The organism is Paenirhizobium selenitireducens ATCC BAA-1503 (assembly GCF_900492185.1).
Lineage (GTDB): Bacteria > Pseudomonadota > Alphaproteobacteria > Rhizobiales > Rhizobiaceae > Allorhizobium > Allorhizobium selenitireducens_A.
Genome location: NZ_UEYP01000003.1, coordinates 428,815 through 451,963, shown reverse-complemented (window position 1 = coordinate 451,963; position 23,149 = coordinate 428,815). Strand labels below are relative to the sequence as shown.

Below are 23,149 nucleotides of genomic sequence, written 5' to 3'. Positions count from 1 at the left end.
TCTGCCCCATAAGGGGAGAGAGCATGTGAGGCAGGCGTCCCGCCTCCAGTCTGATGTCTCCGTGCTTGAGCGAAACCCCACCACCGCGCGATCGTGGACGTTGGAACGGTGAGCTCTGCGTTTGGTCTTCTTCCCCCTTGTGGGGGAGATGGCCGGCAGGCCAGAGGGGGAGACAGGCATCCTGGAACTCGGTCTAGCTACCGCCCTCACTCCTCCCAATAGACCTCGGTCAGCACGTTGGACGGGATCGGTTCGTTTTCCCAGAGACCCTTCAGCTTCTTGTCCCAGATGCCGAGCTTGGGCATGACGAACAGGAAGAGCGCCGGCACGTCCTCTGCGAGAATCTTCTGCGCCTCGCCGTAGAGCCTGTCCTGCTCGGCGGTGTCGGACGTCGCCTCGACCTTCTTCAGGATGTCGTTGAAGGCAGGGTTCTTGTAGCCGAAATAATAGGGGTCGCGGGCATAGATATCGATGTCCATCGGCTCGGCATGGGCAACGATGGTCATGTCGAAGTCGCGGCCCTTGAACACGTCCTGCACCCATTTGGCCGGGAATTCGGTCGGTTCGATGTTCATCGTCACGCCGATGTCGGCAAACAGCGCCTGCATCACCTGGGCGGAACGCGGCGCATAGGCCATCTGCGGCGTCTTGATGGTGAAGGTGAAGCCGTCCGGATAGCCGGCCTCGGCCAGAAGCGCCCTGGCCTTTTCCGGATCGTAGGGATGGGTGCCGGTGAGGTCGAGATAGCCGCGATCGTTGGGCGTATAATGGCTGCCGATCGGCGTGCCGTAGCCGGACCAGGCACCGTCGACGATCACCGCGCGGTCGAGCGCCATCATCAGCGCCTGGCGCACGCGCTGGTCGTCAAACGGCTTGCGCTCGTTGTTCATGCCGGCCACGACCTTGAGCTCGGTATTGCCGATCACGGTCGTCAGTTTCGCGTCGTCCTTGAAGCTCTCCACCAGCTCCGGCGCGCCGAATTCGGGGAAGGCGTCGACATCGCCGGATTTAAGCGCCGCGGCCTGGGCCTGCGGATCGGCAATGAAGCGGAAGGTGACCTTTTCCAGCTTCACCTTGACGTCCTCGTTCCAGTAGTCGGGATTGGCGGCAAGCTCTACCTTGTCGCCCTTGGCCCAGTTGACGAACTTGAACGGGCCGGTGCCGATCGGCGTGGTCTTGGCCCCAGCCGCGCTCTTGGTGCCGACGATCACCGAGGATGGCCAGCCGAGCCAGTAGAGCAGGCTGCCGGCGGGTTCCTTCAGCTTTAGCACCAGCGTTGCGGCATCCGGCGTCTCGATCGTGTCGATGGCGGCGAAGAAGCGCTTCTGCGGATTGACGCTGTCGGCCCCGCGGGCGCGCTCCAGCGATGCCTTGGCCACGGCCGAGTTGAAGTCCTCGCCGTCATGGAACTTCACGCCCTCCTCGAGCTTGAAGGTATAGGTCAAGCCGTCCGCCGAAATCTCCCAGCTCTTGGCCAGTTGCGGCCTAATCTTGCCATCGCGGTCGATCGCCACCAGACCCTCGAAGACGTTCTGCCAGGTCACCTGGCCGATGGCTACGGGCGCGGCGATCGTCGGGTCGAGGCCGGTCGGCTCGATGGTCATGCCGAGCGTCAGGTCCTTCTCGGCAGCCAGCGTCGGGCTGGAGAGGATGACGGCCACGGTGGCGGCCAGGCCGAGGGCAAGACTGCGGAGGAGGTTGGGCCTGACGGCCGGCAATGCATCGGTCATGAAATTCCCCTGTTCCTGGCGCTCTTACCGTTCCGGCATATTGGCCGATGGCGCACTGCAACAAATACTGGCATCTCGCCGGCGCGGGCACAATGCGGTTTTTTGTGTTTGCCGCGTCGTGCAAGCACCAGTCCGGTGCCACCGCACGGCGAAGGCCAGCCGTGTGCCGAGCGAGGACAGGGGAAACCGCGACCGACGGGCCAGCGGAGGACCACGATGAAAAGAATTTCGGACGCCGACGGGGACGCCTTTTCAGGCGACGGCCATCCGACCACCGGCGGAGGAGTTGCCCCGCCCTACGCCGGCCCCGGCCAGCATGCCCGCCTGGCGGGCAGCGGCTATGAACGCCTTGCGGGCGACGTCCGCCGCCTCGTCGGTCTCGATCGCCAGCCGGCACCAGCGCTTGGCCCGTTCATAGGCGGCCCCGCTGCGCGTCGGCCATTCCTCCTCGAGGAAATAGAGCGCGTCGTAGGGTTCGCGGAACGTCCGCTCCAGTCCAGATTGTAGGGTGAGTTCGACCGGATCGGTCCAGGTGGAATTTCCAGGGGGCATTACCTTCTCCATCACGCCGACACGAACACGCGGAAAGGGAAAAGGTTCCTTGAAAATTTTGCCTTTATTTCAACTGTTTGTGAGGCCGTGTGGCGCTCATGCCGTGAGGGCGGCTGATAGCGATGACGGTTCGTCTGCCCAGTCCGTCCCGGCGCGGGCATCGCGTTGCCTGAGCCAGTCTGCCGTCGCCTCGCCCGCCCATTCGGCGGCCTCCGACAGGGTTTCGCCGCCGACCAGGGCATGCAGCAGGGCGGCGCTGAAACTGTCGCCGGCGCCGATCGTGTCCCGGCTCGATACCGGATGGACGGCATGCACGTCGCGGCGCTCGATGCCGTCGAACAGGGTGATCGCACGGGGGCCGTCGGTCAGGGCGAGTTGCGTCAGCCGCGGGCCGGAAATGTTGGTAGCCTTCTGCCAGATCTGCTCGAGGCTCTCTCCGGGAAAATCGGCTTTCGAGCCGACGATGATGTCGGCGGGCCGTGGCGTGGGGGTGCCGAGCGGAAATTGCGATACGACCAGCGAGGCCTGTTCCAGCGACTGGAGGATCGCGTCGCATAGCCGGGAGCCGTTGACGTAGAAGGCCCTGCCTTTCACCGGCGCCGAAAGCGAGAATCCACGGCTGGCGCGCTTCTCTTCCGAGAGTATGGTCCGCTCGCCGTTCGGCTCGAGCAGGATGTCTGCACATTCCGTCTCTCCCTCCACAGTGCCGACATGGGTCAGGTCATAAGCCTGGCGCGCCAGAACGTCGCGCGCCCAAGCGCCGTAGCGATCGTCCTTGAGCGTCGAAACAAGGCAGACCGGATGGCCGAGGTCCATTAGCCGCCGCGCCGTGTAATATCCGCCGCCCCCCAGCCGCACGCGCCGGTCCGACCAGGATATCCGTGCGCCGGAACGCAAGGGTGCGTTCAATCGCCAGATTCGGTCGTGGTTGATGTGGCCGATCACGATGATCGGGCCGCTTGCCGGCGGAGGGGAAGTGCGCATGCGGTGTGTGAAGTCCTTCTGTTTTGCGCCGCGGATGGCTTGATCCGTCATTTTCGCCGATTGCCGGAACCGCGCCGCGCTCGTGCCCATTTCTTGCCCAAGGATGAAGAGAGCGCAAGGAGATTGACCGTGACGATCAGGGCCGTTGTCTGGGGCGAGAATATCCACGAGCATACCAATGCCGTGGTCCGGGGCATCTATCCGGACGGAATGCATTCCACCATCGCCGCGGCGCTCAATGCGCAAGACGACATTGAGGCGACGACCGCGACCTTGCAGGAGCCGGAACACGGGCTGAGCGGCGAGCGGCTGGCTGCGACCGACGTGCTGTTGTGGTGGGGCCACAAGGACCATGGTGCTGTGTCCGACGAAGCGGTCGAGCGCGTGGTGCGCCGCGTCTGGGAGGGCATGGGGCTCGTCGTCCTGCATTCCGGCCATTTCTCCAAGCCGTTCAAGCGGCTGATGGGCACGCCCTGCGCGCTGAAATGGCGCGAGGCCGGAGAGCGCGAACGGATCTGGACGGTCAATCCGGGGCATCCGATCGCCGAGGGGATCCCGGAAAATTTCGTCCTGGACAACGAGGAAATGTATGGCGAGTTCTTTTCCGTCCCGGAACCGCTAGAGACCGTCTTCATCTCCTGGTTTGCCGGCGGCGAGGTGTTTCGGTCGGGCATGACCTGGCGCCGCGGCGCGGGCAACATCTTCTATTTCCGCCCCGGTCACGAAACCTATCCGACCTATCACGACGCCACCGTGCAGAGGATCATCCAGAATGCGGTGAAATGGGCCTATAATCCGCGCCCGGCCTTCGCCGGTGTGCACGAAGCGCCGAACGTGCCGGTCGAGCGCGCGCTCGAACCGATCACCGAGTGCGGGCCGAAGCTGCACGAGGCCGGCGAAGAGGGCTACAAGTGACCCCGATCCGTCTCCTGGTGCTGGGCACCGGCGGCATGGCCAATACCCATGCGATGAACTTCGCCACGATTGCGGACGTGCAACTGGTGGCGGCGGTCGATGTCGACCTTGCCAAGGTCCGCGCTTTCGCCGCGCGCCACGATATCGCCCATACCTTCACCTCGGTCGACGAGGCCATCGGCTGGGGCGAGTTCGATGCCGTGACCAATGTGACTCCGGACCGCATTCATCATCCGACGACGCTTGCGCTGCTCGCCGCCGGCAAGCACGTGATGTGCGAGAAGCCGCTTGCCGAGACCTATGCCAAGGCGGACGAAATGGCGACGGCGGCCGAAGCCTCGGGTCTTGTCAACATGGTCAACCTGACCTATCGCAATGTCGCGCAGGTGCAGAAGGCGCGGCAGATGGTGATCGATGGGGAGATCGGCCGGGTGCGCCACATCGAGGCGTCCTATCTGCAGAGCTGGCTGGTGTCCAAGGCCTGGGGCGACTGGGCGAGCGAGAGCCAGTGGCTGTGGCGCCTGTCCACCAAGCACGGGTCCAACGGCGTGCTGGGCGATGTCGGCATCCACATCCTCGATTTTGCCGGCTTCGGCGCAGCGACCGAGATCGACCATGTGTTCGCCCGGCTGAAGACCTTCGACAAGGCGCCGGGCAACCGCATCGGCGAATATGATCTCGATGCCAATGACAGCTTCACCATGACTGCAGAATTCACCAACGCCGCCATGGGCGTCATCCACGCCAGCCGCTGGGCGACCGGCCACCTGAACGAGCTTCACCTTCGGGTTCACGGCGACAAGGGCGCGCTGGAGGTGATCCACCGGATCGACGGTTCGCGACTGAGGGCCTGCCTCAAGGAAGATGTGGAAACGGCGGTCTGGAAGGAGATCGAGGTCGACCCGGTCGAGACCAACTACCAGAAGTTCATCGCCGCAATTCGCGGCGGATACATGCAGGAACCGAGCTTCCGCCATGCCGCCAACCTGCAAAAAATTCTCGACCTCGCCCTGGTGACGGAGCGCGAACGGCGCGAACTTGCCGTATAGCCGGCAGAAGCCCTTCTCCCCGGCGGGGAGAAGGTGGCGCGTAGCGCCTGATGGTGGTAGGCGAAGCCTCGAAGACTGGCGTCAAGCCTCAGTAGACGACCTTCACCGCCGCCTTCTGCTCCACCGACTTCAACGCAGCGTCGGCAAGCGCCAGTGCGATCAGGCCATCCTCGGCCGAGGGAGAAAGGGGCGTACCCTTTTCCAGACCGTCGATGAAGGCTGATATCTCGGCGGCATAGGCGGCCGTGTAGCGGGTCATGAAGAAGTCGTGCAGCGGCGGGCGGGTGTAGCCGTCCTTGGTGGCGACCTCGATCGACACCGGCCTCTGGTTTTCCGCCGAGACGGCGCCGAGCGAACCGTGTACCTCGATGCGCTGGTCGTAGCCGTAGGAGGCGCGGCGCGAATTGGAGATCAACGCCTGGCGGCCGCTCTTGGTCGTCAGGATCAGGCTCGCCGAGTCGTAGTCGCCGAGTTCGCCGATCTTCGGGTCGATCAGGACCGAGGCGGAGGCCATCACCGTGTCGATCTCCTCGCCGAGCAGGAAACGCGCGATGTCGAAGTCGTGAATGGTCATGTCGCGAAAAATGCCGCCCGAAACCTTGATATAGTCGGCCGGCGGAGCGCCGGGATCGCGGCTGGTGATCGTCACCATCTCGACCTTGCCGATGGAGCCCTTATCGATCTCCTTGCGCACGGCCTGAAAATGCGGATCGAAGCGGCGGTTGAAGCCGAGCATGACCTTGCCGCCGACCTTGCGCACCGTTTCAAGGCAGGTGCGGGCGCGGGCGACGTCGAGGTCGATCGGTTTTTCGCAGAAGATCGCCTTTCCGGCCTTCGCGAAACGCTCGATCAGGTCGGCATGGGTGTTGGTCGGGGTGCAGATGATAACCGCGTCGACGTCCTTGTCGGCCTCGATCTCGTCGACAGTCTTCACCGCCGCGCCGGAGACTTCTGCAATGGCTTTGGCCGCCTCGGGAAAGGCGTCGGCGACGGCAACCAGTTTCGCCCGCTTGTCCTCGGCGATCGCGCGCGCATGCACCTTGCCGATCCGGCCGGCGCCCAGAAGGGCCAGTTTCGTCACCATCGTCTTCTCCTCCCTTGGTCGCCTTGCCGATCAGGCCTCGGGCGCCCTAAACACCGTTTGTGCCGGCCCCTCGTTTCGCCTTGCCATCCTGGCGGCGGTACGGAGGCGTAGGTCACCGAATGGAGCCAAAACTCCATTTGGAATATTAATTCTATTTTGCTAGATTGCGATATCGCTTGTGTCAAGCGGCATTGCGGAAAGGACAGTCATGACGGAAACCGGCGGACCAGCCAGCATCAAGGCGTTCGAGGAACGATTGCTGGAAGTGTCGGAAAGCCTGCCGAAGCGGCTGCGCCAGTGTGCGGACTATGTCGCCGCCAACAAGGACCGGATCGCGGTCTCGACTGTGGCGGAAATGGCGGAAGGCGCCGGCGTCCAGCCATCGGCCTTCATGCGTTTTTGCCAGATCCTCGGCTTTTCCGGCTTTTCCGAAATGCAGAAGCTGTTTCGCGATTCCTTCGTCGGCGGTTGGCCGGATTATTCGACACGCCTGCAACACATTCGCGATATGGGCGAGGGCAGCCCGACCGCCTTGCTCGCCGAATTCGTCGAGGCCGGCCGCACCTCGCTCGAGGGCTTGCTGAAGTCGGTCGAACCGGACATGCTGGAACGCGCGGTCGATGTGCTTGCGAGCGCCGGGATGATTCACATCATCGGCCTGCGCCGCTCCTTCCCGGTCGCCAGCTACATGGCCTATGCGCTGGAAAAGATGAATGTTCCGGCGATGCTTCACAGCGCCGTCGGCAAGCTGGAAAATCACCACGCGATCAGGCCGGGCGACGCGCTCCTGGCGATCACCTTCTCGCCCTATTCCACAGAGACCATGGAACTGGTCGAGGAGGTGGCGAAGAAAGGGATTCCGATCGTCGCCATCACCGATACGATCGTCAGCCCCTTGCGCCGGTTCGATGCGATCGCGCTTTCGGTCTCCGAGGTCGATTTCGGTGCCTTCCGCTCGCTCTCCGCGACACTGTGCCTTGCGATCACGCTCTCGGTCGCAGTGGGTACGGCGCGGCAGGAGTCCTGAATATTTGTATTGAAAATTCCAAAAATGGAATTTAAAGTCCATTCCAAGAGGAGAGGAGGCCGTGTTTCCGCGGCCGCCTGACGGAATGGACGGCGCGGCCAGCGACCCGCCGCCCAAAGGGAGGTTTGCTTGGCACAACTCGATCTGATCACGATCGGACGCTCGTCGGTCGACCTTTATGGCGCACAGGTCGGCGGCCGACTCGAGGACATGGCCTCCTTCAACAAGTATATCGGCGGCTCCCCCACCAATATCGCCGCCGGCACCGCCCGGCTCGGCCTGAAGTCCGCCGTGCTCACCCGTGTAGGCGACGAGCACATGGGCCGCTTCATCCGCGAGCAGCTGGTGCGCGAGGGCGTCGATGTGCGCGGAGTCAAGACCGATCCCGAGCGGCTGACGGCGCTTGTCCTTCTCGGCATCCGTGACGAACACCAGTTTCCGCTGATCTTCTACCGCGAGAACTGCGCCGACATGGCGTTGTGCGAGGACGATGTCGATGCCGACTTCATCGGGACAGCGCGTTGCGTGCTGGCGACCGGCACCCATCTGTCCCATCCGCGCACCGAGGCCGCGGTGCTGAAGGCTTTGAAGATCGCCCGCGAAAGCGGCGCGCGCACCGCGCTCGACATCGACTACCGGCCGAACCTCTGGGGCCTTGCCGGCCACGGCGCCGGCGAGAGCCGCTACATCGAATCGGGAGCCGTCACCGCCAAGCTGCAGTCGACGCTGCCGCTCTTCGACCTGATCGTCGGCACGGAAGAGGAATTCCATATCGCCGGCGGATCGACCGACACGCTTCAAGCGCTGCGTGCGGTGCGCCGCATCACGCCGGCGACGCTCGTCTGTAAGCGCGGCCCGATGGGGGCGGTGGTCTTCGAGGGCGAAATTCCAGACAGCCTCGACGCCGGCCAGAAGGGGCCCGGCTTCCCGATCGAGGTCTTCAACGTCCTCGGCGCCGGCGACGGCTTCATGTCGGGCCTCCTGAAGGGCTGGCTCACCGGCGAGGACTGGCCGACCAGCCTCAAATACGCCAATGCCTGCGGGGCCTTCGCCGTCTCCCGTCACGGCTGCACGCCGGCCTATCCGAGCTGGGAGGAACTCCAGTATTTCTTCGACCGGGGCATCCGCAACAAGGCGCTCCGCAAGGATACCGCCCTCGAACAGGTGCACTGGTCGACGAACCGCAAGACCGACTGGCCGGTCATGCGTGTCTTCGCCTTCGACCATCGCATGCAGCTCGAAGCCATGGCCGAGGAGGCGGGCGCTGCGCCGGAGCGCATCGGCGCTTTCAAGGAGCTCTGCCTCAAGGCCGCCCAGCAGGTCGCGGCAGGCGGCAGCGGCTATGGCATTCTCTGTGACGGCCGGCTCGGCCGCGACACGCTCTACCGCGCCGCGGGCTCCGGCCTCTGGATCGGCCGGCCGGTCGAATGGCCCGGCTCGCGGCCGCTGACGCTGGAGCCTGAGATCGGCGCCGATTTCGGCGGCCTTTGCGAATGGCCGGTCGAGCATGTCGTCAAGGTGCTCTGTTTCTACCATCCCGACGACCCACCGGAGCTCAGGGCGAACCAGGAAGAGACGGTGGCAAGGCTCTTCGCCGCGGCCCGACGCAACCGGCTCGAAATGCTGCTCGAGGTCATCCCTTCGAAGGTCGGCCCGACGGACGACGACACGGTCGCGAAGATCATCGACCGCTTCTACGAGATCGGCGTCTATCCCGACTGGTGGAAGCTCGAACCGATGAAGACCGAAGCCTCCTGGGCCAATGCCTGCGAGGCGGTGCGGCGCAACGACCCCTATGCCCGCGGCATCGTGGTGCTCGGGCTCGATGCTCCGGCCGCCGAGCTGGAGGAGAGCTTCGCGCTTGCCGCCGGCTTCGATCTGGTCAAGGGTTTTGCCGTCGGGCGCACGATCTTCGGCGATGCCGCCCGCAACTGGCTTTCCGGCGCGATCACCGATGCCGAAGCGGTCGAGGAGATGGCGGGACGTTACAGCAGTCTTTGCGCGGTCTGGGACAAGGCGCGCGCCAAGGGAGGAAAGGCATGAAAACGGTGAGACTGACGGCCGCACAGGCTATGGTGCGCTACCTCGCCAATCAGATGAACGAGCATGGCGAGACCTATATCGCCGGTGTGTGGGCGATCTTCGGCCACGGCAATGTCGCCGGCGTCGGGGAAGCGCTCTACGGGGTCCGCGACCAGCTTCCGACCTATCGCGGCCAGAACGAGCAGTCGATGGCCCATGCGGCGATCGCCTATTCCAAGCAACTGCGCCGCCGTCGCGCGATGGCGGTCACCTCCTCGATCGGACCGGGTGCGGCGAACATGGTGACGGCCGCGGCGCTCGCCCACGTCAACCGGCTGCCGGTCCTCTTGATCCCAGGCGACGTCTTCGCCAATCGCGGTCCCGATCCGGTTCTCCAGCAGCTCGAGGATTTCGGCGACGGCACGATGTCGGTCAACGACTGCTTCAAGCCGGTGAGCCGCTATTTCGATCGCATCACCCGGCCGGAACAATTGCTGACCGCCCTGCCGCGCGCGATGCGCACGATGACCGATCCGGCCGATTGCGGCCCGGTGACGCTCGCCTTCTGTCAGGACGTCCAGGCAGAAGCCTATGACTACCCCGAGAGCTTCTTCGAACAGCGGGTCTGGCGTCAACGTCGTCCCGAACCGGATGCGGCGGAATTCGACGCGGCGATCGTGGCGCTGAAGGCGGCGAAAAACCCGGTCATCGTCGCCGGCGGCGGCGTGCATTTTTCCGGCGCGACCGAGGCGCTCAAGGCCTTCTCCGAAAAGCACGGCATCCCCGTCGTCGAGACGCAGGCCGGCAAGTCGGTACTCGCCTGGGATCACCCGCTCAATTTCGGTGCCGTCGGCGTGACCGGAACGGGTTGCGCCAACATCGTCGCCGAGAATGCCGATCTCGTCTTCGGCGTCGGCACGCGCTTCCAGGATTTCACCACCGGTTCCTGGGCGCTCTTCAAGAACCCGGCGCGCAAGATACTCGCCCTCAACGTCCAGCCCTATGACAGCGCCAAGCATGATGCGATCGCGCTGACGGCGGATGCGAAGATCGGTCTCGAACGCCTGTCGGCGGCGCTCGGCGACGCCGTCTTCCCCGCACCCGACGCCGATCTCAAGAGTGCCTGGTTCGCCAAAGCCGATGCCGTGACCGCGCCGCCGAAGGATGGCAATCAGTTGCCGACCGACATGCAGGTGATCGGCGCCGTGCAGCGCCAGTCGCGCGACAATACGGTCGTCATGTGCGCGGCCGGCACGATGCCCGGCGAACTGCACCAGCTATGGAAGGCCAAGCTGCCGCTCTCCTACCACATGGAATACGGCTTCTCCTGCATGGGCTACGAGATTGCCGGCGGTCTCGGCATCAAGATGGCCGAGCCGGAGCGCGACGTCATCGTCATGGTCGGCGACGGCTCCTACATGATGATGAATTCTGAGCTCGCGACCTCGGTTGCCATGGGTCTCAAGATCACGGTCGTGATTACCGATAATCGCGGCTACGGCTGCATCAACCGGCTGCAGATGGGCACAGGCGGGGCCGAGTTCAACAATCTCTACGCCCATACCAATGTCCAGCCGATGGCCATCGACTTTGCCGCGCATGCCGCCTCAATGGGGGCAAGCGCCCGCAAAGTCTCGTCGATCGCCGAGCTGGAACAGGCGCTTGCCGCAGCGCGCGACGCGACCGTGACCACGGTCATTGTCATCGATACCGACCCCTATCCGACGCCGGAGGCCGGCGGGCATTTCTGGGACGTCGCCGTTCCGGAAGTCTCGCCCCGCGCCGAAGTCAATCAAGCCCGTGTCCGCTACGAGGCCGCTCTCAAGGAAAGACGCTAAGCATGATCTCCTATGGTACCAATCCGATTGCCTGGTCGAACGACGATGATCGCTCGCTTGGCGCCCACATCAGCCTCGAACAATGCCTCGACGAAACGGCGAAGATCGGTTTCGACGGCATCGAGAAGGGCCACAAGTTCCCTGAGGATCCGGCGGGCCTCAAGGCCGTGCTCGAACCACGCGGTCTGCGCTACGTCTCCGGCTGGCATTCGCTGAACCTGCTCACCCACACGATCGAGGAGGAAAAGGCGGCGGTGCAGCCGGCGCTCGATCTGCTCAAGGCCATGGGCTCGAAGGTCATCATCGTTTGCGAAACCTCCAACGCCATCCACGGCAATGACGCGGTGGCGGTCAACGACCGTCCGAAGCTCTCCGATGCGGACTGGGCGAGGTTCGGCGCCGGCGTCGAGGCCTTGGCCGAATATGCCGCTGCGCAGGGCATTGCGCTCGTCTACCACCATCACATGGGCACGATCGTCGAGAGCGAAGAGGAAGTCGACAAGCTGATGGCCCGTACCGGGCCGCATGCGAAACTGTTGCTCGACACCGGCCATTGCCTGTTCGGGGGCGGCAATCCGGAGCGGGTGGCGAAAAACCACATGCACCGCGTCGGCCACATCCATGCCAAGAACATCCGGCCGATCATCGCCCGGCAGGTTCGGGACGAGAATCTCTCCTTCCTCGAAGGCGTTCGACGCGGCGTGTTCACCGTGCCGGGCGATCCGGAAGGCGGTGTCGACTTTCCGCCGGTCTTGCGGATCGCTGCCGAGCATGGTTACCAAGGCTGGCTGGTCATCGAAGCCGAGCAGGACCCGGATGTCCGCAATCCCTTCGAATATCAGAGCCTTGGTTTGAAATCGCTAAAGGCCATGGCCAGACAGGCCGGGCTGGACAAGGAGACAGCGTGAAATTTCTCGACCCGCAGCATCCGTTCTTCAAGCCGCTCTGGCGCCGCATCGTGACCGTCGTCGCACCGGCGGCCTGGGGCCTCTTCGAGCTTTCGAGCGGTGAGGCGGGCTGGGCCATCGTCTTCATCGGAGCGGCGGCCTATGCGGGTTACGAGCTGTTCCTGGCACCGCAGCCGGCGCCGGGTGAAAAGCCTCCGGCGGACGAGGCGGCCAGGGACGACAAGGGAGACGAGGGATGACGAATCTGCTGCGCAAGCCAAACGGTGCCTCCGGCAAGGTGCATGACATCACGCCGGCGGATGCCGGATGGGGTTATGTCGGTTTCGGCCTCTATCGGCTGAAGGCCGGCGAGACGGCCTCCGAGCCGACCGGCGAGACCGAGGTCATTCTCGTCCTAGTCGAAGGCAAGGCGAAGGTTTCCGGTGGCGGCAGGGATTTCGGCGAACTCGGCGACCGCATGAGCGTCTTCGAGCGCGCCCCGCCGCATTGCGTCTACGTGCCGGCCGGTTCCGACTGGTCGGCGACCGCCACCACCGACTGCACGCTTGCCGTCTGCACGGCCCCCGCCATGCCCGGCCGAGAGGCGCAGGTGATCGGCCCGGCCGGTATCTCGCTGGTTGAGCGCGGCAAGGGCGCCAATACCCGTTACATCTATCCGATCGCGATGGAAGACCGCGACGTCGCCGACGCGCTGCTGGTGACGGAAGTTCTCACGCCGTCGGGCAACTGGTCGTCCTATCCGCCGCACCGGCATGACGAGGACAGGTTTCCCGAGATGACCTATCTCGAGGAGACCTATTACCACCGTCTCAATCCGGCCCAGGGTTTCGGCTTCCAGCGCGTCTTCACCGAGGACGGTTCGCTCGACGAGACGATGGCCGTCAACGACGGTGACGTGGTTCTGGTGCCCAAGGGTCATCATCCCTGCGGCGCGCCCTATGGCTACGAGATGTACTACCTCAACGTCATGGCCGGCCCCTTGCGCAAGTGGCGCTTCCAGAACCATCCGGACCACGACTGGATCTACCAGCGCGACAATCCGTAAGCGCTGAGAAACATTTCACACATCGACTTCTGGGAGGAAGACATGGCGGGTCTCGGCATCGGGCTCATCGGCACCGGCTATATGGGAAAGTGCCACGCACTGGCGTGGAACAACGTGGCGAGCATCTTCGGCGATGTTGAACGTCCGCGCCTCATAACGCTCGCCGAGGTCAATGCCGATCTGGCGGCGAAGAAAGCGACTGAGCTCGGCTTTGCCAATTCGACCTGCAACGGGCGCGACCTCATGTCCGATCCATCGATCGACGTGATTTCGGTGACCACGCCCAATGCCTTCCACGCCGAGATGGCGATCGCAGCGCTCGAAGCCGGCAAGCATGTCTGGTGCGAAAAGCCGATGGCGCCGGCACTGGCCGATGCGATCCGCATGCGTGACGCTGCCGCCCGCTCGGGCAGGGTGGCGGTCATGGGCTACAACTATATCCAGAATCCAATGATCCGCCATATCCGCCGGCTGATCGGCGAGGGCGCGATCGGTGCCGTCAACCACGTCCGCGTCGAGATGGACGAGGACTTCATGGCCGACCCGGCCCAGCCCTTCTACTGGAAGAGCGAAGCTTCGTCCGGATATGGCGCGCTCGACGATTTCGCCGTCCATCCGCTGTCGCTGCTGTTCACGCTGTTCGGCCATGTGGAAGCGGTGGTGACCGACATGGTGAAGCCTTATGAGACACGGTCGCTGGCGAGCGGCGGCAGTCGCCACGTCGAGAACCACGACATTGCCAGCGTGCTTCTGCGCCTCGAGGGCGGCATCTCCGCCGCGCTGATGGCCAATCGTTCGGCCTGGGGCCGCAAGGGGCGCATCGCCGTGCAGATCTTCGGCTCGGCCGGTTCCATCCTGTTCGACCAGGAACGCATGAACGAGTTCCAGCTCTACCAGGCTTCCGGTCGCCCGGAGGAACAGGGCTTCCGCACCATTCTCGCCGCCCCGCATCACAAGCCCTATGACCGCTTCATCCCGGCCCCCGGCCACGGCCTCGGCTTCAACGACCTGAAGGTCATCGAATGCCGCGAACTGATCGCCGCGATCGGCGGCGACAAGGCGCATGTGATCGGTTTCGACGACGGCCTCAGGATCGAGCGCAGCGTTCATGCCATGGCACAGTCCTTCACCGAACGACGCTGGGTCACCGTCGAGGGATAGTTTCCTTCGTTTCCGGTGCGATTGATCCGCCGTCGCCTTCCGGCCGTAGTCCATGGCAGAGACGTTGGCGGCTGTTCCATGCCCGCCTTGTCGCGGAGGGCCGATCATGGAAAGCAAAATTCTGCCGTCGCTCGGGTGCGGCTATCACGCGCTGGTGCTCGGCGCATCGGGCGGCATCGGCTCCGCCTTTCTCAGCGCTTTCCGAGACGATCCGGCCTGCGCTCGGGCGACCGGCCTTTCGCGCCGCAGCGACGGTTTTGACGTGACAGACGAGGCTTCTGTCTCTGCTGCGGCTGAGCGGCTACACGGTGAGGGCGCCGGTTTCGACGTCATCACCTGTGCCACCGGAGCGCTGACCATCGACGGGGTCGGCCCGGAAAAAACGATCAAGGCCATCCGCACCGATGCCATGGCCGCGCAGTTTGCCCTCAATGCCATCGGCCCGGCGATGGTGCTGAAGCATTTCGCCGGCCTGCTGCACCGTGATCGCCGCAGCCTGATCGCATTCCTGTCGGCGCGGGTCGGATCGATCGGCGACAATCGGCTCGGTGGCTGGATCTCCTACCGCGCCTCCAAGGCTGCGCTGAACCAGATCGTGCGGACCTCAGCAATCGAGATCGCCCGATCGCGACCGCAGGCGGTGGTGGCGGCGCTGCATCCCGGAACCGTCGCCACCGCGCTTTCCGATCGCTTCTCGGCTGGACACGACCGGCTCACGCCCGACGACAGCGTGCGGCGGATGCTGTGCGTGCTCGAAGGGCTCGATCCGCCGCGGAGCGGCGGCTTCTACGCCTATGATGGCCAAACGATCCCATGGTGACGCGGGGCGGCAGCAGATCCATTTCCCGAGACCAAGCGTAGATGGGCCAGAACCTCACGCAGGAGACGCTACGATGTCCAAGACCAGATCCATGTTCTTCGCCCTTCTTCTTCCTGTCCTCATGCCCGCCTCCGGTGCCGCTGCCGGGGCTTTCACGCTCGAAGGCTTTTTCGCCGGTAAGAGCAAGGCAGTCGGCTCGTTCAGCGCCATCAATGGCGTGAAGCGCAAGTTCACCGTTGATCTCACAGGCAAATGGGACGGCAAGACGCTGACGCTTCGGGAGGACTTCGTCTTCGACGACGGTACCCGCGACACCAAGACCTGGCGCTTCGTCAAGACCGGGCCGGCCAGCTATTCCGGAACCCGCGAGGATGTGATCGGCGAAACCAAGGTGACGCTTCAGGGCAATGTCGCGCGCTTCAACTATCTCGTCTATCTCGATTCCGCCAGGCAGGCGAACAAGGTCCGCTTCTACGACAAGATGGTCCTGCGCAGCGACGGTTCCGTTCTCAACACCGCGCTGGTGACGAAATTCGGCCTGCCGGTGGCCAAGACCGTGGTCGAATTCGAGAGGTAAGGCGGCAGTCCGCCACTCTAAGGCGGCAAAGGGCTTTCATGAAAGAAAAAGGCGGCGCCGGGGCGCCGCCAGGTGGCTTTCGCTGTGGGAGTTATCTCTCAGACCTTGCGCTTCTTCTGCCTGTAGACGTCGGCGACGACGGCCGTGACGATGATCATGCCCTTGATGATCTCCTGGTAGTAGGCGTCGACCCGAAGGAAGGTGAAGCCGGAGGTCATCACGCCGAGGATGATCGTGCCGATTACCGTGCCGGAAATGCGGCCGGCGCCGCCGGCGAGCGAAGTGCCGCCGATCACGGCTGCGGCAATGGCGTCGAGTTCGTACATCACGCCCATGCCGGCCTGGGCGGTCTGGGCGCGCGCGGCGGTCACGACGCCGGCCAGCCCCGCCAGCATGCCGGCGATGGCATAGACCTTGATCAGGTGTGCCTCGACATTGATGCCTGAGACGCGGGCCGCCTGGACATTGGCACCGATCGCATAGGTGAACTTGCCATAGCGGGTATAGCGCAGCGCGACGTGGAAGATGATCGCGACGATGAGGAAGACAACGACCGGGGCGATGCCCGTGCCGATGAAAATGAACTCTTCGCTGAGGCCCGAGACCGGCTGGCCCTTGGTGTACCACTTGGAAATGCCGCGCGCCGTCACCATCATGCCGAGCGTGGCGATGAAGGGCGGGATCTTCGTGCGGGCGATCAACTGGCCGTTGATGAAGCCGGCGAGCAGACCGACGGCGATGCCGACCGCGATCGGCACAAAGAACGGCATGTCGGTGAGGCTCGGATAGAGCGCACGCGGCCAGGTAGAGGCCTGGGCGAAGCTCGCCGAGAACATCGCCGTCATGCCGACGACCGAACCGGAAGAGAGGTCGATGCCGCCGGTGATGATGACCTGGGTCACGCCGACGGCGATGATGCCGATCACTGAGACCTGCAGGATCATGATCGTCAGCCGCTGCGGGTTCATCAGGAAGCTCTGGCCGACGAACAGCCAGCCGAGCAGTTCGAAGATCAGCGCAATGCCGATCAGGACGAGAAAGATGTTCGCCTCCGGTGGGATGCTCCGGTGCTGGGTTTTTCCGGTCCTCGGATCGACCTCGTTCTTGGCCATGGTTTCGCTCTTCATAGGTTCTCCTCCAAGGTTCATGATCGCCGGCAGCTCAGCGCGCGGCGAGATCCATCACCTTGATCTGTGTGGCTTCCGCGCGATCGAGGAAGCCGGTGATGCGTCCCTCGTGCATGACCATGATCCGGTCGCTCATGCCGAGCACCTCGGGCATTTCCGATGAGATCATGATCACGGCGACGCCGTTCTTCGCCATTTCCGTCACCAGCCGGTGGATTTCCGCCTTGGCTCCGACATCGATGCCGCGGGTCGGCTCGTCGAGGATAAGGATGCGCGGATTGGTCAGCATCCAGCGGCCGATCAGCACCTTCTGCTGGTTGCCGCCCGACAGGTTCTCGATGCGCTCGTTCATGTTCGGCGTCTTGACGCGCAGCTTTCGGCACATTTCCTCGCATTCGGCTGACAGCGCCGCCTGCTGGACGAAGCCGTTGCGGACGAACTTGTCCTGCAGGACGGCGAGCTGCATGTTTTCCAGCACGTTGAGGATCAGCAGGCAGCCGGTCTCCTTGCGGTCCTCGGTCAGAAAAGCCATGCGATGGCGGATCGCCTCGGTCGGGCTGAAGACGTCGACCGGCTTGCCGTCGATCTCGATCGTGCCGGACGAGGCCGGCGTCACGCCAAAAATCGTCTCGGCGACATTGGAGCGGCCGGAGCCGACGAGGCCGGCGACGCCGAGGATCTCGCCGGCGCGCACGTCGAACGAGACGTCGTTGAACACGCCGTCGAGCGTCAGGTTCTTGACCGACAGCACGACGTTGCCGAGGGCCACGTCCTCCTTGGGGAACATCTGGGTGATCTCGCGGCCGACCATCATGCGGATGATGTCGTCGCGCGTCACGTCGGTGGAGGCGTGGGTGCCGATATACTTGCCGTCGCGGAAGACCGAGAACTCGTCGGCGATCTCGAAAAGCTCGTTCATCTTGTGGGTGATGTAGACGATGCCGATGCCCTGGTCGCGAAGTCCGCGGATGATCTGGAACAGGTGGGCGACCTCGCGCTCGGTCAGCGCCGAGGTCGGCTCGTCCATGATCAACACATCGGATTCGTAGGAGACCGCCTTGGCGATCTCGACCATCTGCCGGTTGGCGACCGACAATTCGCCGACCTTGGTTTGCGGATGGATGGAAATGTTCAGCCGGTTGAAGAGATCCGCCGTCTTGCGGTTCATCTCCTTGTGGTCGACGAAGCCGAGGCGGGTGAGCGGCTCGCGGCGGATCCAGATGTTTTCCGCCACCGTCATCGGTGCCATCAGGTTCAGTTCCTGGTGGATCATGGCAATGCCGTTCTCCAGCGCGTCGAGCGGCGATTCCAGCCTTATGTCGACGCCCTTCAATCGTACCGTGCCCTTGTCGGGATGATAGATGCCGGCGAGGATCTTCATCAGCGTCGATTTACCGGCGCCGTTTTCGCCCATCAGCGCATGCACGCTGCCGCGCTTCAGCCGGAAGGTCACGTCATCGAGGGCGACCACGCCGGGGAATTCCTTGCGCACGCCCTCGGCCGTCAGCAGGTATTCCGAAGTGGGAACAGCACCGCTCTTGCGGACTGCGGCCATCGTGGTCGGGCTGACCATGGCAGTTCTCCTCTCGCCTCATGCAAGGGAATGCGGGCCGTGACCCGCATTCCGGTGATCCCCTGGGAGATCAGTTCTTGCTCTGGTAGTCCTTGAGGTTTTCCGGGGTGACGAGTTCGAAGGGAATGTAGACCTTCTTCTCGACAGCCTCGCCCTTGGCGATCTTCAAGGCCGCGTCGAGCGCGCCCTTGCCTTGGCCGGCGGCGTTCTGGAACACGGTGACGTCGAGGTCGCCGGCTTCCATGGCGGCAAGCGCGTCCTGGGTCGCATCGACACCGGCGACGACATAGTCCTTCATGTCCTTGCCGGCGGCCTTCAGCGCCTGCACGGCGCCGATCGCCATCTCGTCATTGTTGGCGATGACGGCGGTGAACTCCAGGCCGCTCGAGAGCCAATTGGTGACGAGGTCGGCGCCCTGCGTACGCTGCCAGTTGGCGGTCTGCTCCTCGACGATCTCGATGCCCTTGCATTCGTCGGTGGCGACGACGTCGTGGACGGCCTTGGTGCGCATGCGCGCGCCCTGGTTGGACAATTCGCCCATCATCACGACGGCCTTGCCCTTGCCGCCGAGCAGACGGCAGACTTCCTTGGCTTCCAGCGTGCCGGCGACGATTTCCTCCGAGGCGACGAAGGACTGCTTGTCCGGCAGTTCGTTGACGTTCACCGGCTCGCGGTTGACATAGACCAGCGGAATGCCGGCATCGGCGGCGATCTTCGACATGGCGACGGTCGCGTCGGTGTCGACCGGGTTGACGATGATCGCATCGACGCCGGCGGCGATGAAGTTCTGGATCTGGCTCTGCTGCTTGGCGACGTCGTTCTGCGCGTCCTCAACCTGCAGTGTCACGCCGTCGAGCGTCTTGGCATAGTCCTGCATGCCGTTGCGAAGCACGGTCAGGAAGTTGTCGTCGAATAGCGCCATCGACACGCCGACGGTTTCCGCATGGGCGGCCGTGCTCAACAGAACGGACATGGCGGCGCCCAGAATGAGCTTTTTCATGATTTCTCCTCCTCAAATGGTGCCCGGCTCACCTTCTCCTGCCGGAGATCGGCGTTCGAGCCGACCTGCACTTGTTCCGCGCTCCCGACGCGTCGGATAAAACGGAATGAATAGACCGCTGATCCTGAAATGCAGATAATTTATTCCATTTATTGGCCGATCCGTCAACGGAGAGATGTCGGCTTGGGAGAAATTTCGGCCATATCCTCGGAAAGACAGGGGAAATTGCCAGGAGGCGGGCCGCGCGAAATGGAATTTCCATTCCATTTCGCGCGGCGGGCGACCGAGATCGGGGGCTCGGCGCGCCGGCTAGACCGCCGCCCGAATGTGGTCGATGCTTTCCCTGACCGCCGCGCCCGGATCGGCGAGCGCGTGCACGCTCGGGGCAAAGGGCTCGAATGAGAGGCAGCCGTCATAGCCGGCGGCGAGAAGTGCACGGATCTGTCCGATAGTGTCGAGACGGTCGTCGCCTTCGACCAGAACTCTGTGGCTGTCGCGCATGCCGGCCACGGAAACGGCCTGGTCGGTCACGCCGGAAACATGAACCAGCCCCGTCATCGCGGGAAAGAGGGCTGGTTCGCCGGCCAGGTGATGGTGGAAGGTGTCGTGCACCAGCTTTAACACGCCCGCTCCATCGACGGCTTCGATCGCCTCCGCTGCTTCCTGCTTGGAGCTCAGGGAGCAGATGGCAAAGCCGAGCGGTTCGACCAGGCCGGTGATGCCGGCTTCTTGCAGTAGCGGCTTCAGCGCCGAGAGTGCTTCGCGCAGGTTCTGCTGACGCTGGCCGTCCTCCCGGCCGGTGCCATCGTTCTTCGGAACCAGGACCAACGCCTTGGCGCCGCAGTCGCGGGCATAGGCGATCAGTTCCTCGGCTTCTCTTGCGCGCGCCTCGGTCCAATCGTTGAAGCGTTGCAGCGCGTTGATCGAGATGATCTCGATACCGCGGTCCTCAGCCAGTTTGCGGATCTCCCCGGGCGTCGTGCCGTCGAGGATGGCGTTGCCGGACAGGTCGTTGCGAATTTCGACGGCGTGGATGCCGAGCGAGAGCGCAAGGTCGAGAAAGTCCGCAATCGGCATAGCCGGCGCGGTCATGTGGTTGAGGGAAAATTTCATCGGCTTTCGTCTCCTCCCGGCGGCGCCCGATCGCGCCGCCCTCGCACACGTGAGCGTAGGTCAGCGCCGTGGCAGGGTCAAAGTGTCAGCCTTGACGAACGCAGCGCGCGGACGAAAGGCTGCCGACCGGCGCCGGAAAGCGCCCGTGTGGGTTGCGCGATGGGTAATGGGTTCCGGGTTCCGGTGCTAGCCGTTCTTCGCCAGCCAGGCTTCTATGCCGCGTGCCGCACTTCTTCCGCTTGCGAGACACGCGGTCAGCAGATAGCCGCCGGTCGGTGCCTCCCAGTCGAGCATTTCACCGGCGACGAAGGTGCCGGGCAGGGCTTTCAGCATCAGGTTCTCGTCGACGCTGTCGAAGGTGATGCCGCCGGCCGATGAGATCGCCTCGGCGATCGGCCGCGGCTTAACGACGGGAAGCGGCAGCGCCTTGATCGTTTCGGCAAGGCGTCGGGCATCGAGACGGTTGGCGTCGGCAATCAGTTCCCGCAGCAGGGCGGCCTTCACCCCGTCGAGGCCGGCGCCCTTGCGCAGGCGGTTGGCAAAGCTCGCCTTTGCATCCTGGCGCTCCAGATCGCGGGCGAGCTTGTCGACGGTGCGTCCCGGTGCGAGGTCGAGCACCAGGCTGGCCGTGCCGTCCTTCTGCAAGGCGTCGCGCAGGGCGCTGGAATGGGCATAGATCAGGCTACCCTCGATGCCGTTGCGGCTGATGACGAATTCGCCCTGGTTTGTCCCGACGGCGCTGGTCGCGGTCACGGATTTCACCGGCTCTCCGGCGAACCGTTCGGCAAAGGTTTCGCTGAAGGCGCAGTCGAAGCCGCAATTGGCGGGGCGGAATGGCGCGACGCCGACGCCCTGGGCTTGAAGCCACGGAACCCAGACCGCGTCCGAGCCAAGCCGCGGCCAGCTCGCGCCGCCGAGCGCCAGCAGCACGGCGTCGGCTTCCACGGTTTTCTGGCCATGCGGCGTGTCGATCCGGCAGGCATTGCCGTCGAAGCCGATCCAGCGATGGCGGGTGAGGATCGCGACACCTTGCGCCTCCAGCCGTTTCAGCCAGGCGCGCAACAGCGGCGAGGCCTTCATCGCCTTGGGAAACACCCGCCCCGAGGTGCCGGTGAAGGTCTCGGTTCCCAGGCCATCGGCCCAGTCGCGCACGTCCTGGGGCGTGAAGCCGTCGAGCATCGGGCGCAACCAGTCCGCCGCCGTGCCGAAGCGGGTGACGAAACGCTCATAGGGCTCGCCGTGGGTAATGTTCAGCCCCGATTTTCCGGCCAGCAGGAATTTTCGCGCCACCGTCGGCATGGCCTCGTAGACGATCACCGCATGGCCGGCGTGCGACAGCTGTTCGGCGGCCATCAGGCCCGCCGGTCCGCCGCCGATGATCGCGATGCGCTTTGCCGTCATGTTCCCACCCGCCATGTCCCCGCCCGTTCTCTTGTGTCAGCCGAGGGTGAAGGCGGAGAGGCGGTCGGCCAGCGTGGCGATCGTTTCGCTGTCGGCATTGGCGAAGGCGAAGCGCAGGTAGTTCTCCTGGCCCTCGCCGAAATAGGCGCCAGGAATGCACACCACGCCGGCCTGCTTTGCCAGCTTTTCTGCTACCTCCGCCGAGGGCGTGCCGGGGAAGGGGTGGCGGATGAAGGCAAAATAGGCGCCGATCGAATCCATCTTCCAGTCCGGAAGCTTGGCCATCACGGCGCGCAGCGTCTCGGCCCGATTTGCGATTTCGGCACGGTTGGCATTGCGCCAGTCCTTCAGCGCCGGTATCGCGCGGGCAACCGCCGCCTGTGGCGCGCGCGGAGCGCAGATCTGCAGGTTGTCCATCACCTTGGCGATCTCCGCCACGGCCTTGGGGCCTGCCGTGATCGCACCGAGCCGATGGCCCGGAATGCAGAAGGATTTCGAGAAGGAGTAGAGCAGGATCAGGTTGTCCTCCCAGCCGGGAACGGACAAGAGGTCATGGGGACGCTGACCCTCCGGGAGGAAGTCACGATAGGTCTCGTCCAGCATCAGCCAGGCGCCGGCCTTTCGGCAGGCCTCGAAGATCTCGCGCAGAAGACCTGCCGGATAGATGGCGCCGGTCGGGTTGTTGGGCGAAACCAGCCCGAGCGCCTTGACGCCGGTTGAGAGGATCTTTCTGACGGCTTCGATGTTCGGCACGAAGCCGTTCGCCGGATCGAGCCACAACAGGCGGCGCTCGATGCCCATCATGGCGAGCGTCGTCTCCTGGTTGAAGTAGTAGGGATCGGTCAACGCCACCGCATCGCCAGGACCGGCGATCGCCATGGCCGCTGCCATGAAAGCTTGGTTGCAGCCCGAGGTGATGTGGATGTTCTCCGCCCCGACGGTCGCGCCGTAGACCTCCGCCATCTCCGCCACATAGGCGGTGCGCAGCTCCGGTTCGCCTTCGATCGGACCATAACCGGCGTAAGTGCGCGACGCGGCGGTCTCGCCCAGCCAGGCCAGCATGTCCGGATGCGGCGGATAGCCGGGCACGGCCTGGGAGAGGTCGATCAGCGGGCCGCGGGCGCCGTCATAGGCGCGTGCCCAGGCTAAGACCGAAGGCACGGGCGGTGGCGAGAGGCGGGAAATCAGCGGGTTGAAGGCGGATACAGGCATTGTCGTGCTCG

General features: G+C 64.2%; 21 protein-coding genes. 11 read left to right on the top strand and 10 right to left on the bottom strand.

The window, feature by feature from the left end; all coding sequences use genetic code 11:
• Window positions 1-206: 206 nt before the first annotated feature.
• From RHIZ70P_RS08305 to RHIZ70P_RS08295, 3 genes are all read right to left on the bottom strand, one after another.
• Window positions 207-1,730: an ABC transporter substrate-binding protein gene (locus tag RHIZ70P_RS08305; protein ID WP_115669905.1), complete on the bottom strand. Its 1,524-nt coding sequence runs from the start codon at window positions 1,728-1,730 to the stop codon at window positions 207-209.
• A 252-nt stretch (window positions 1,731-1,982) separates the two neighbouring features.
• The gene (locus RHIZ70P_RS08300) at window positions 1,983-2,282 is read right to left on the bottom strand and encodes a DUF982 domain-containing protein (RefSeq protein WP_181903977.1); all 300 of its coding nucleotides are present in this window, start codon (window positions 2,280-2,282) and stop codon (window positions 1,983-1,985) included.
• 96 nt (window positions 2,283-2,378) lie between these two features.
• Complete coding sequence (locus RHIZ70P_RS08295; protein WP_115669985.1) at window positions 2,379-3,266, bottom strand: PfkB family carbohydrate kinase; 888 nt, start codon at window positions 3,264-3,266, stop codon at window positions 2,379-2,381.
• A gap of 129 nt (window positions 3,267-3,395) precedes the next feature.
• Here RHIZ70P_RS08295 and RHIZ70P_RS08290 point away from each other — a divergent pair, with 129 nt between their 5' ends.
• Together RHIZ70P_RS08290 and RHIZ70P_RS08285 are read left to right on the top strand one after the other, a co-directional pair.
• The gene (locus RHIZ70P_RS08290) at window positions 3,396-4,181 is read left to right on the top strand and encodes a ThuA domain-containing protein (RefSeq protein ID WP_181903976.1); all 786 of its coding nucleotides are present in this window, start codon (window positions 3,396-3,398) and stop codon (window positions 4,179-4,181) included.
• 5 nt (window positions 4,182-4,186) lie between these two features.
• The gene (locus tag RHIZ70P_RS08285) at window positions 4,187-5,230 is read left to right on the top strand and encodes a Gfo/Idh/MocA family protein (protein ID WP_115669984.1); all 1,044 of its coding nucleotides are present in this window, start codon (window positions 4,187-4,189) and stop codon (window positions 5,228-5,230) included.
• Window positions 5,231-5,318: 88 nt separating this feature from the next.
• Here RHIZ70P_RS08285 and iolG read toward each other — a convergent pair whose 3' ends face one another.
• On the bottom strand, window positions 5,319-6,314 hold the full coding sequence (gene iolG / locus RHIZ70P_RS08280) for an inositol 2-dehydrogenase (protein ID WP_115669902.1): 996 nt from the start codon (window positions 6,312-6,314) through the stop codon (window positions 5,319-5,321).
• A gap of 208 nt (window positions 6,315-6,522) precedes the next feature.
• Here iolG and RHIZ70P_RS08275 point away from each other — a divergent pair, with 208 nt between their 5' ends.
• The 9 genes from RHIZ70P_RS08275 to RHIZ70P_RS08235 all read left to right on the top strand — a co-directional run bounded on the left by RHIZ70P_RS08275 (window position 6,523) and on the right by RHIZ70P_RS08235 (window position 15,712).
• On the top strand, window positions 6,523-7,341 hold the full coding sequence (locus RHIZ70P_RS08275) for a MurR/RpiR family transcriptional regulator (RefSeq protein ID WP_115669901.1): 819 nt from the start codon (window positions 6,523-6,525) through the stop codon (window positions 7,339-7,341).
• A gap of 129 nt (window positions 7,342-7,470) precedes the next feature.
• A complete protein-coding gene (locus RHIZ70P_RS08270; RefSeq protein ID WP_115669900.1) occupies window positions 7,471-9,384 on the top strand; it encodes a bifunctional 5-dehydro-2-deoxygluconokinase/5-dehydro-2-deoxyphosphogluconate aldolase in 1,914 nt (637 codons plus the stop codon).
• A complete protein-coding gene (gene iolD, locus RHIZ70P_RS08265) occupies window positions 9,381-11,201 on the top strand; it encodes a 3D-(3,5/4)-trihydroxycyclohexane-1,2-dione acylhydrolase (decyclizing) (RefSeq protein WP_115669899.1) in 1,821 nt (606 codons plus the stop codon). Before RHIZ70P_RS08270 ends, iolD begins: the two co-directional genes overlap by 4 nt.
• 2 nt (window positions 11,202-11,203) lie before the next feature.
• A complete protein-coding gene (gene iolE / locus RHIZ70P_RS08260) occupies window positions 11,204-12,109 on the top strand; it encodes a myo-inosose-2 dehydratase (RefSeq protein ID WP_115669898.1) in 906 nt (301 codons plus the stop codon).
• Window positions 12,106-12,348, top strand: coding sequence for a hypothetical protein (locus tag RHIZ70P_RS08255; protein ID WP_115669897.1), 243 nt, complete (start codon window positions 12,106-12,108; stop codon window positions 12,346-12,348). Before iolE ends, RHIZ70P_RS08255 begins: the two co-directional genes overlap by 4 nt.
• Window positions 12,345-13,154, top strand: a complete 810-nt coding sequence (gene iolB, locus RHIZ70P_RS08250) for a 5-deoxy-glucuronate isomerase (protein ID WP_115669896.1) — start codon at window positions 12,345-12,347, stop codon at window positions 13,152-13,154. The genes RHIZ70P_RS08255 and iolB overlap by 4 nt, the downstream gene beginning before the upstream one ends.
• Before the next feature lie 42 nt (window positions 13,155-13,196).
• Window positions 13,197-14,315: a Gfo/Idh/MocA family protein gene (locus tag RHIZ70P_RS08245; protein ID WP_115669895.1), complete on the top strand. Its 1,119-nt coding sequence runs from the start codon at window positions 13,197-13,199 to the stop codon at window positions 14,313-14,315.
• A gap of 106 nt (window positions 14,316-14,421) precedes the next feature.
• A complete protein-coding gene (locus tag RHIZ70P_RS08240; RefSeq protein WP_115669894.1) occupies window positions 14,422-15,135 on the top strand; it encodes an SDR family NAD(P)-dependent oxidoreductase in 714 nt (237 codons plus the stop codon).
• 73 nt (window positions 15,136-15,208) lie between these two features.
• The gene (locus RHIZ70P_RS08235; RefSeq protein WP_235842177.1) at window positions 15,209-15,712 is read left to right on the top strand and encodes a DUF3833 family protein; all 504 of its coding nucleotides are present in this window, start codon (window positions 15,209-15,211) and stop codon (window positions 15,710-15,712) included.
• 98 nt (window positions 15,713-15,810) lie between these two features.
• Here the strand turns inward: RHIZ70P_RS08235 and RHIZ70P_RS08230 are convergent, their stop codons facing one another.
• From RHIZ70P_RS08230 to RHIZ70P_RS08205, 6 genes are all read right to left on the bottom strand, one after another.
• Window positions 15,811-16,824, bottom strand: a complete 1,014-nt coding sequence (locus RHIZ70P_RS08230; RefSeq protein WP_115669982.1) for an ABC transporter permease — start codon at window positions 16,822-16,824, stop codon at window positions 15,811-15,813.
• 49 nt (window positions 16,825-16,873) lie between these two features.
• The gene (locus RHIZ70P_RS08225; RefSeq protein WP_115669893.1) at window positions 16,874-18,412 is read right to left on the bottom strand and encodes a sugar ABC transporter ATP-binding protein; all 1,539 of its coding nucleotides are present in this window, start codon (window positions 18,410-18,412) and stop codon (window positions 16,874-16,876) included.
• 70 nt (window positions 18,413-18,482) lie between these two features.
• On the bottom strand, window positions 18,483-19,412 hold the full coding sequence (locus RHIZ70P_RS08220) for a sugar ABC transporter substrate-binding protein (RefSeq protein ID WP_115669892.1): 930 nt from the start codon (window positions 19,410-19,412) through the stop codon (window positions 18,483-18,485).
• Between the two features lie 309 nt (window positions 19,413-19,721).
• Window positions 19,722-20,525, bottom strand: coding sequence for a TIM barrel protein (locus RHIZ70P_RS08215; protein ID WP_115669891.1), 804 nt, complete (start codon window positions 20,523-20,525; stop codon window positions 19,722-19,724).
• A gap of 186 nt (window positions 20,526-20,711) precedes the next feature.
• On the bottom strand, window positions 20,712-21,926 hold the full coding sequence (locus RHIZ70P_RS08210; RefSeq protein ID WP_115669890.1) for a TIGR03862 family flavoprotein: 1,215 nt from the start codon (window positions 21,924-21,926) through the stop codon (window positions 20,712-20,714).
• 36 nt (window positions 21,927-21,962) lie between these two features.
• The gene (locus RHIZ70P_RS08205; RefSeq protein WP_115669889.1) at window positions 21,963-23,138 is read right to left on the bottom strand and encodes an aminotransferase; all 1,176 of its coding nucleotides are present in this window, start codon (window positions 23,136-23,138) and stop codon (window positions 21,963-21,965) included.
• Window positions 23,139-23,149: the final 11 nt, after the last annotated feature.

Bases quoted from the DNA above. Each gene is read 5' to 3' on its own strand.
- RHIZ70P_RS08215 (WP_115669891.1), bottom strand. From the start codon at position 20,525: ATGAAATTTTCCCTCAACCACATGACCGCGCCGGCTATGCCGATTGCG.
- RHIZ70P_RS08295 (WP_115669985.1), bottom strand. From the start codon at position 3,266: ATGCGCACTTCCCCTCCGCCGGCAAGCGGCCCGATCATCGTGATCGGC.
- iolE (WP_115669898.1), top strand. From the start codon at position 11,204: ATGATCTCCTATGGTACCAATCCGATTGCCTGGTCGAACGACGATGAT.
- RHIZ70P_RS08245 (WP_115669895.1), top strand. From the start codon at position 13,197: ATGGCGGGTCTCGGCATCGGGCTCATCGGCACCGGCTATATGGGAAAG.
- RHIZ70P_RS08240 (WP_115669894.1), top strand. From the start codon at position 14,422: ATGGAAAGCAAAATTCTGCCGTCGCTCGGGTGCGGCTATCACGCGCTG.
- RHIZ70P_RS08210 (WP_115669890.1), bottom strand. From the start codon at position 21,926: ATGACGGCAAAGCGCATCGCGATCATCGGCGGCGGACCGGCGGGCCTG.
- RHIZ70P_RS08225 (WP_115669893.1), bottom strand. From the start codon at position 18,412: ATGGTCAGCCCGACCACGATGGCCGCAGTCCGCAAGAGCGGTGCTGTT.
- RHIZ70P_RS08300 (WP_181903977.1), bottom strand. From the start codon at position 2,282: ATGCCCCCTGGAAATTCCACCTGGACCGATCCGGTCGAACTCACCCTA.
- RHIZ70P_RS08230 (WP_115669982.1), bottom strand. From the start codon at position 16,824: ATGGCCAAGAACGAGGTCGATCCGAGGACCGGAAAAACCCAGCACCGG.
- RHIZ70P_RS08305 (WP_115669905.1), bottom strand. From the start codon at position 1,730: ATGACCGATGCATTGCCGGCCGTCAGGCCCAACCTCCTCCGCAGTCTT.
- RHIZ70P_RS08235 (WP_235842177.1), top strand. From the start codon at position 15,209: ATGTCCAAGACCAGATCCATGTTCTTCGCCCTTCTTCTTCCTGTCCTC.
- RHIZ70P_RS08220 (WP_115669892.1), bottom strand. From the start codon at position 19,412: ATGAAAAAGCTCATTCTGGGCGCCGCCATGTCCGTTCTGTTGAGCACG.
- RHIZ70P_RS08275 (WP_115669901.1), top strand. From the start codon at position 6,523: ATGACGGAAACCGGCGGACCAGCCAGCATCAAGGCGTTCGAGGAACGA.
- RHIZ70P_RS08205 (WP_115669889.1), bottom strand. From the start codon at position 23,138: ATGCCTGTATCCGCCTTCAACCCGCTGATTTCCCGCCTCTCGCCACCG.
- iolG (WP_115669902.1), bottom strand. From the start codon at position 6,314: ATGGTGACGAAACTGGCCCTTCTGGGCGCCGGCCGGATCGGCAAGGTG.
- iolB (WP_115669896.1), top strand. From the start codon at position 12,345: ATGACGAATCTGCTGCGCAAGCCAAACGGTGCCTCCGGCAAGGTGCAT.
- iolD (WP_115669899.1), top strand. From the start codon at position 9,381: ATGAAAACGGTGAGACTGACGGCCGCACAGGCTATGGTGCGCTACCTC.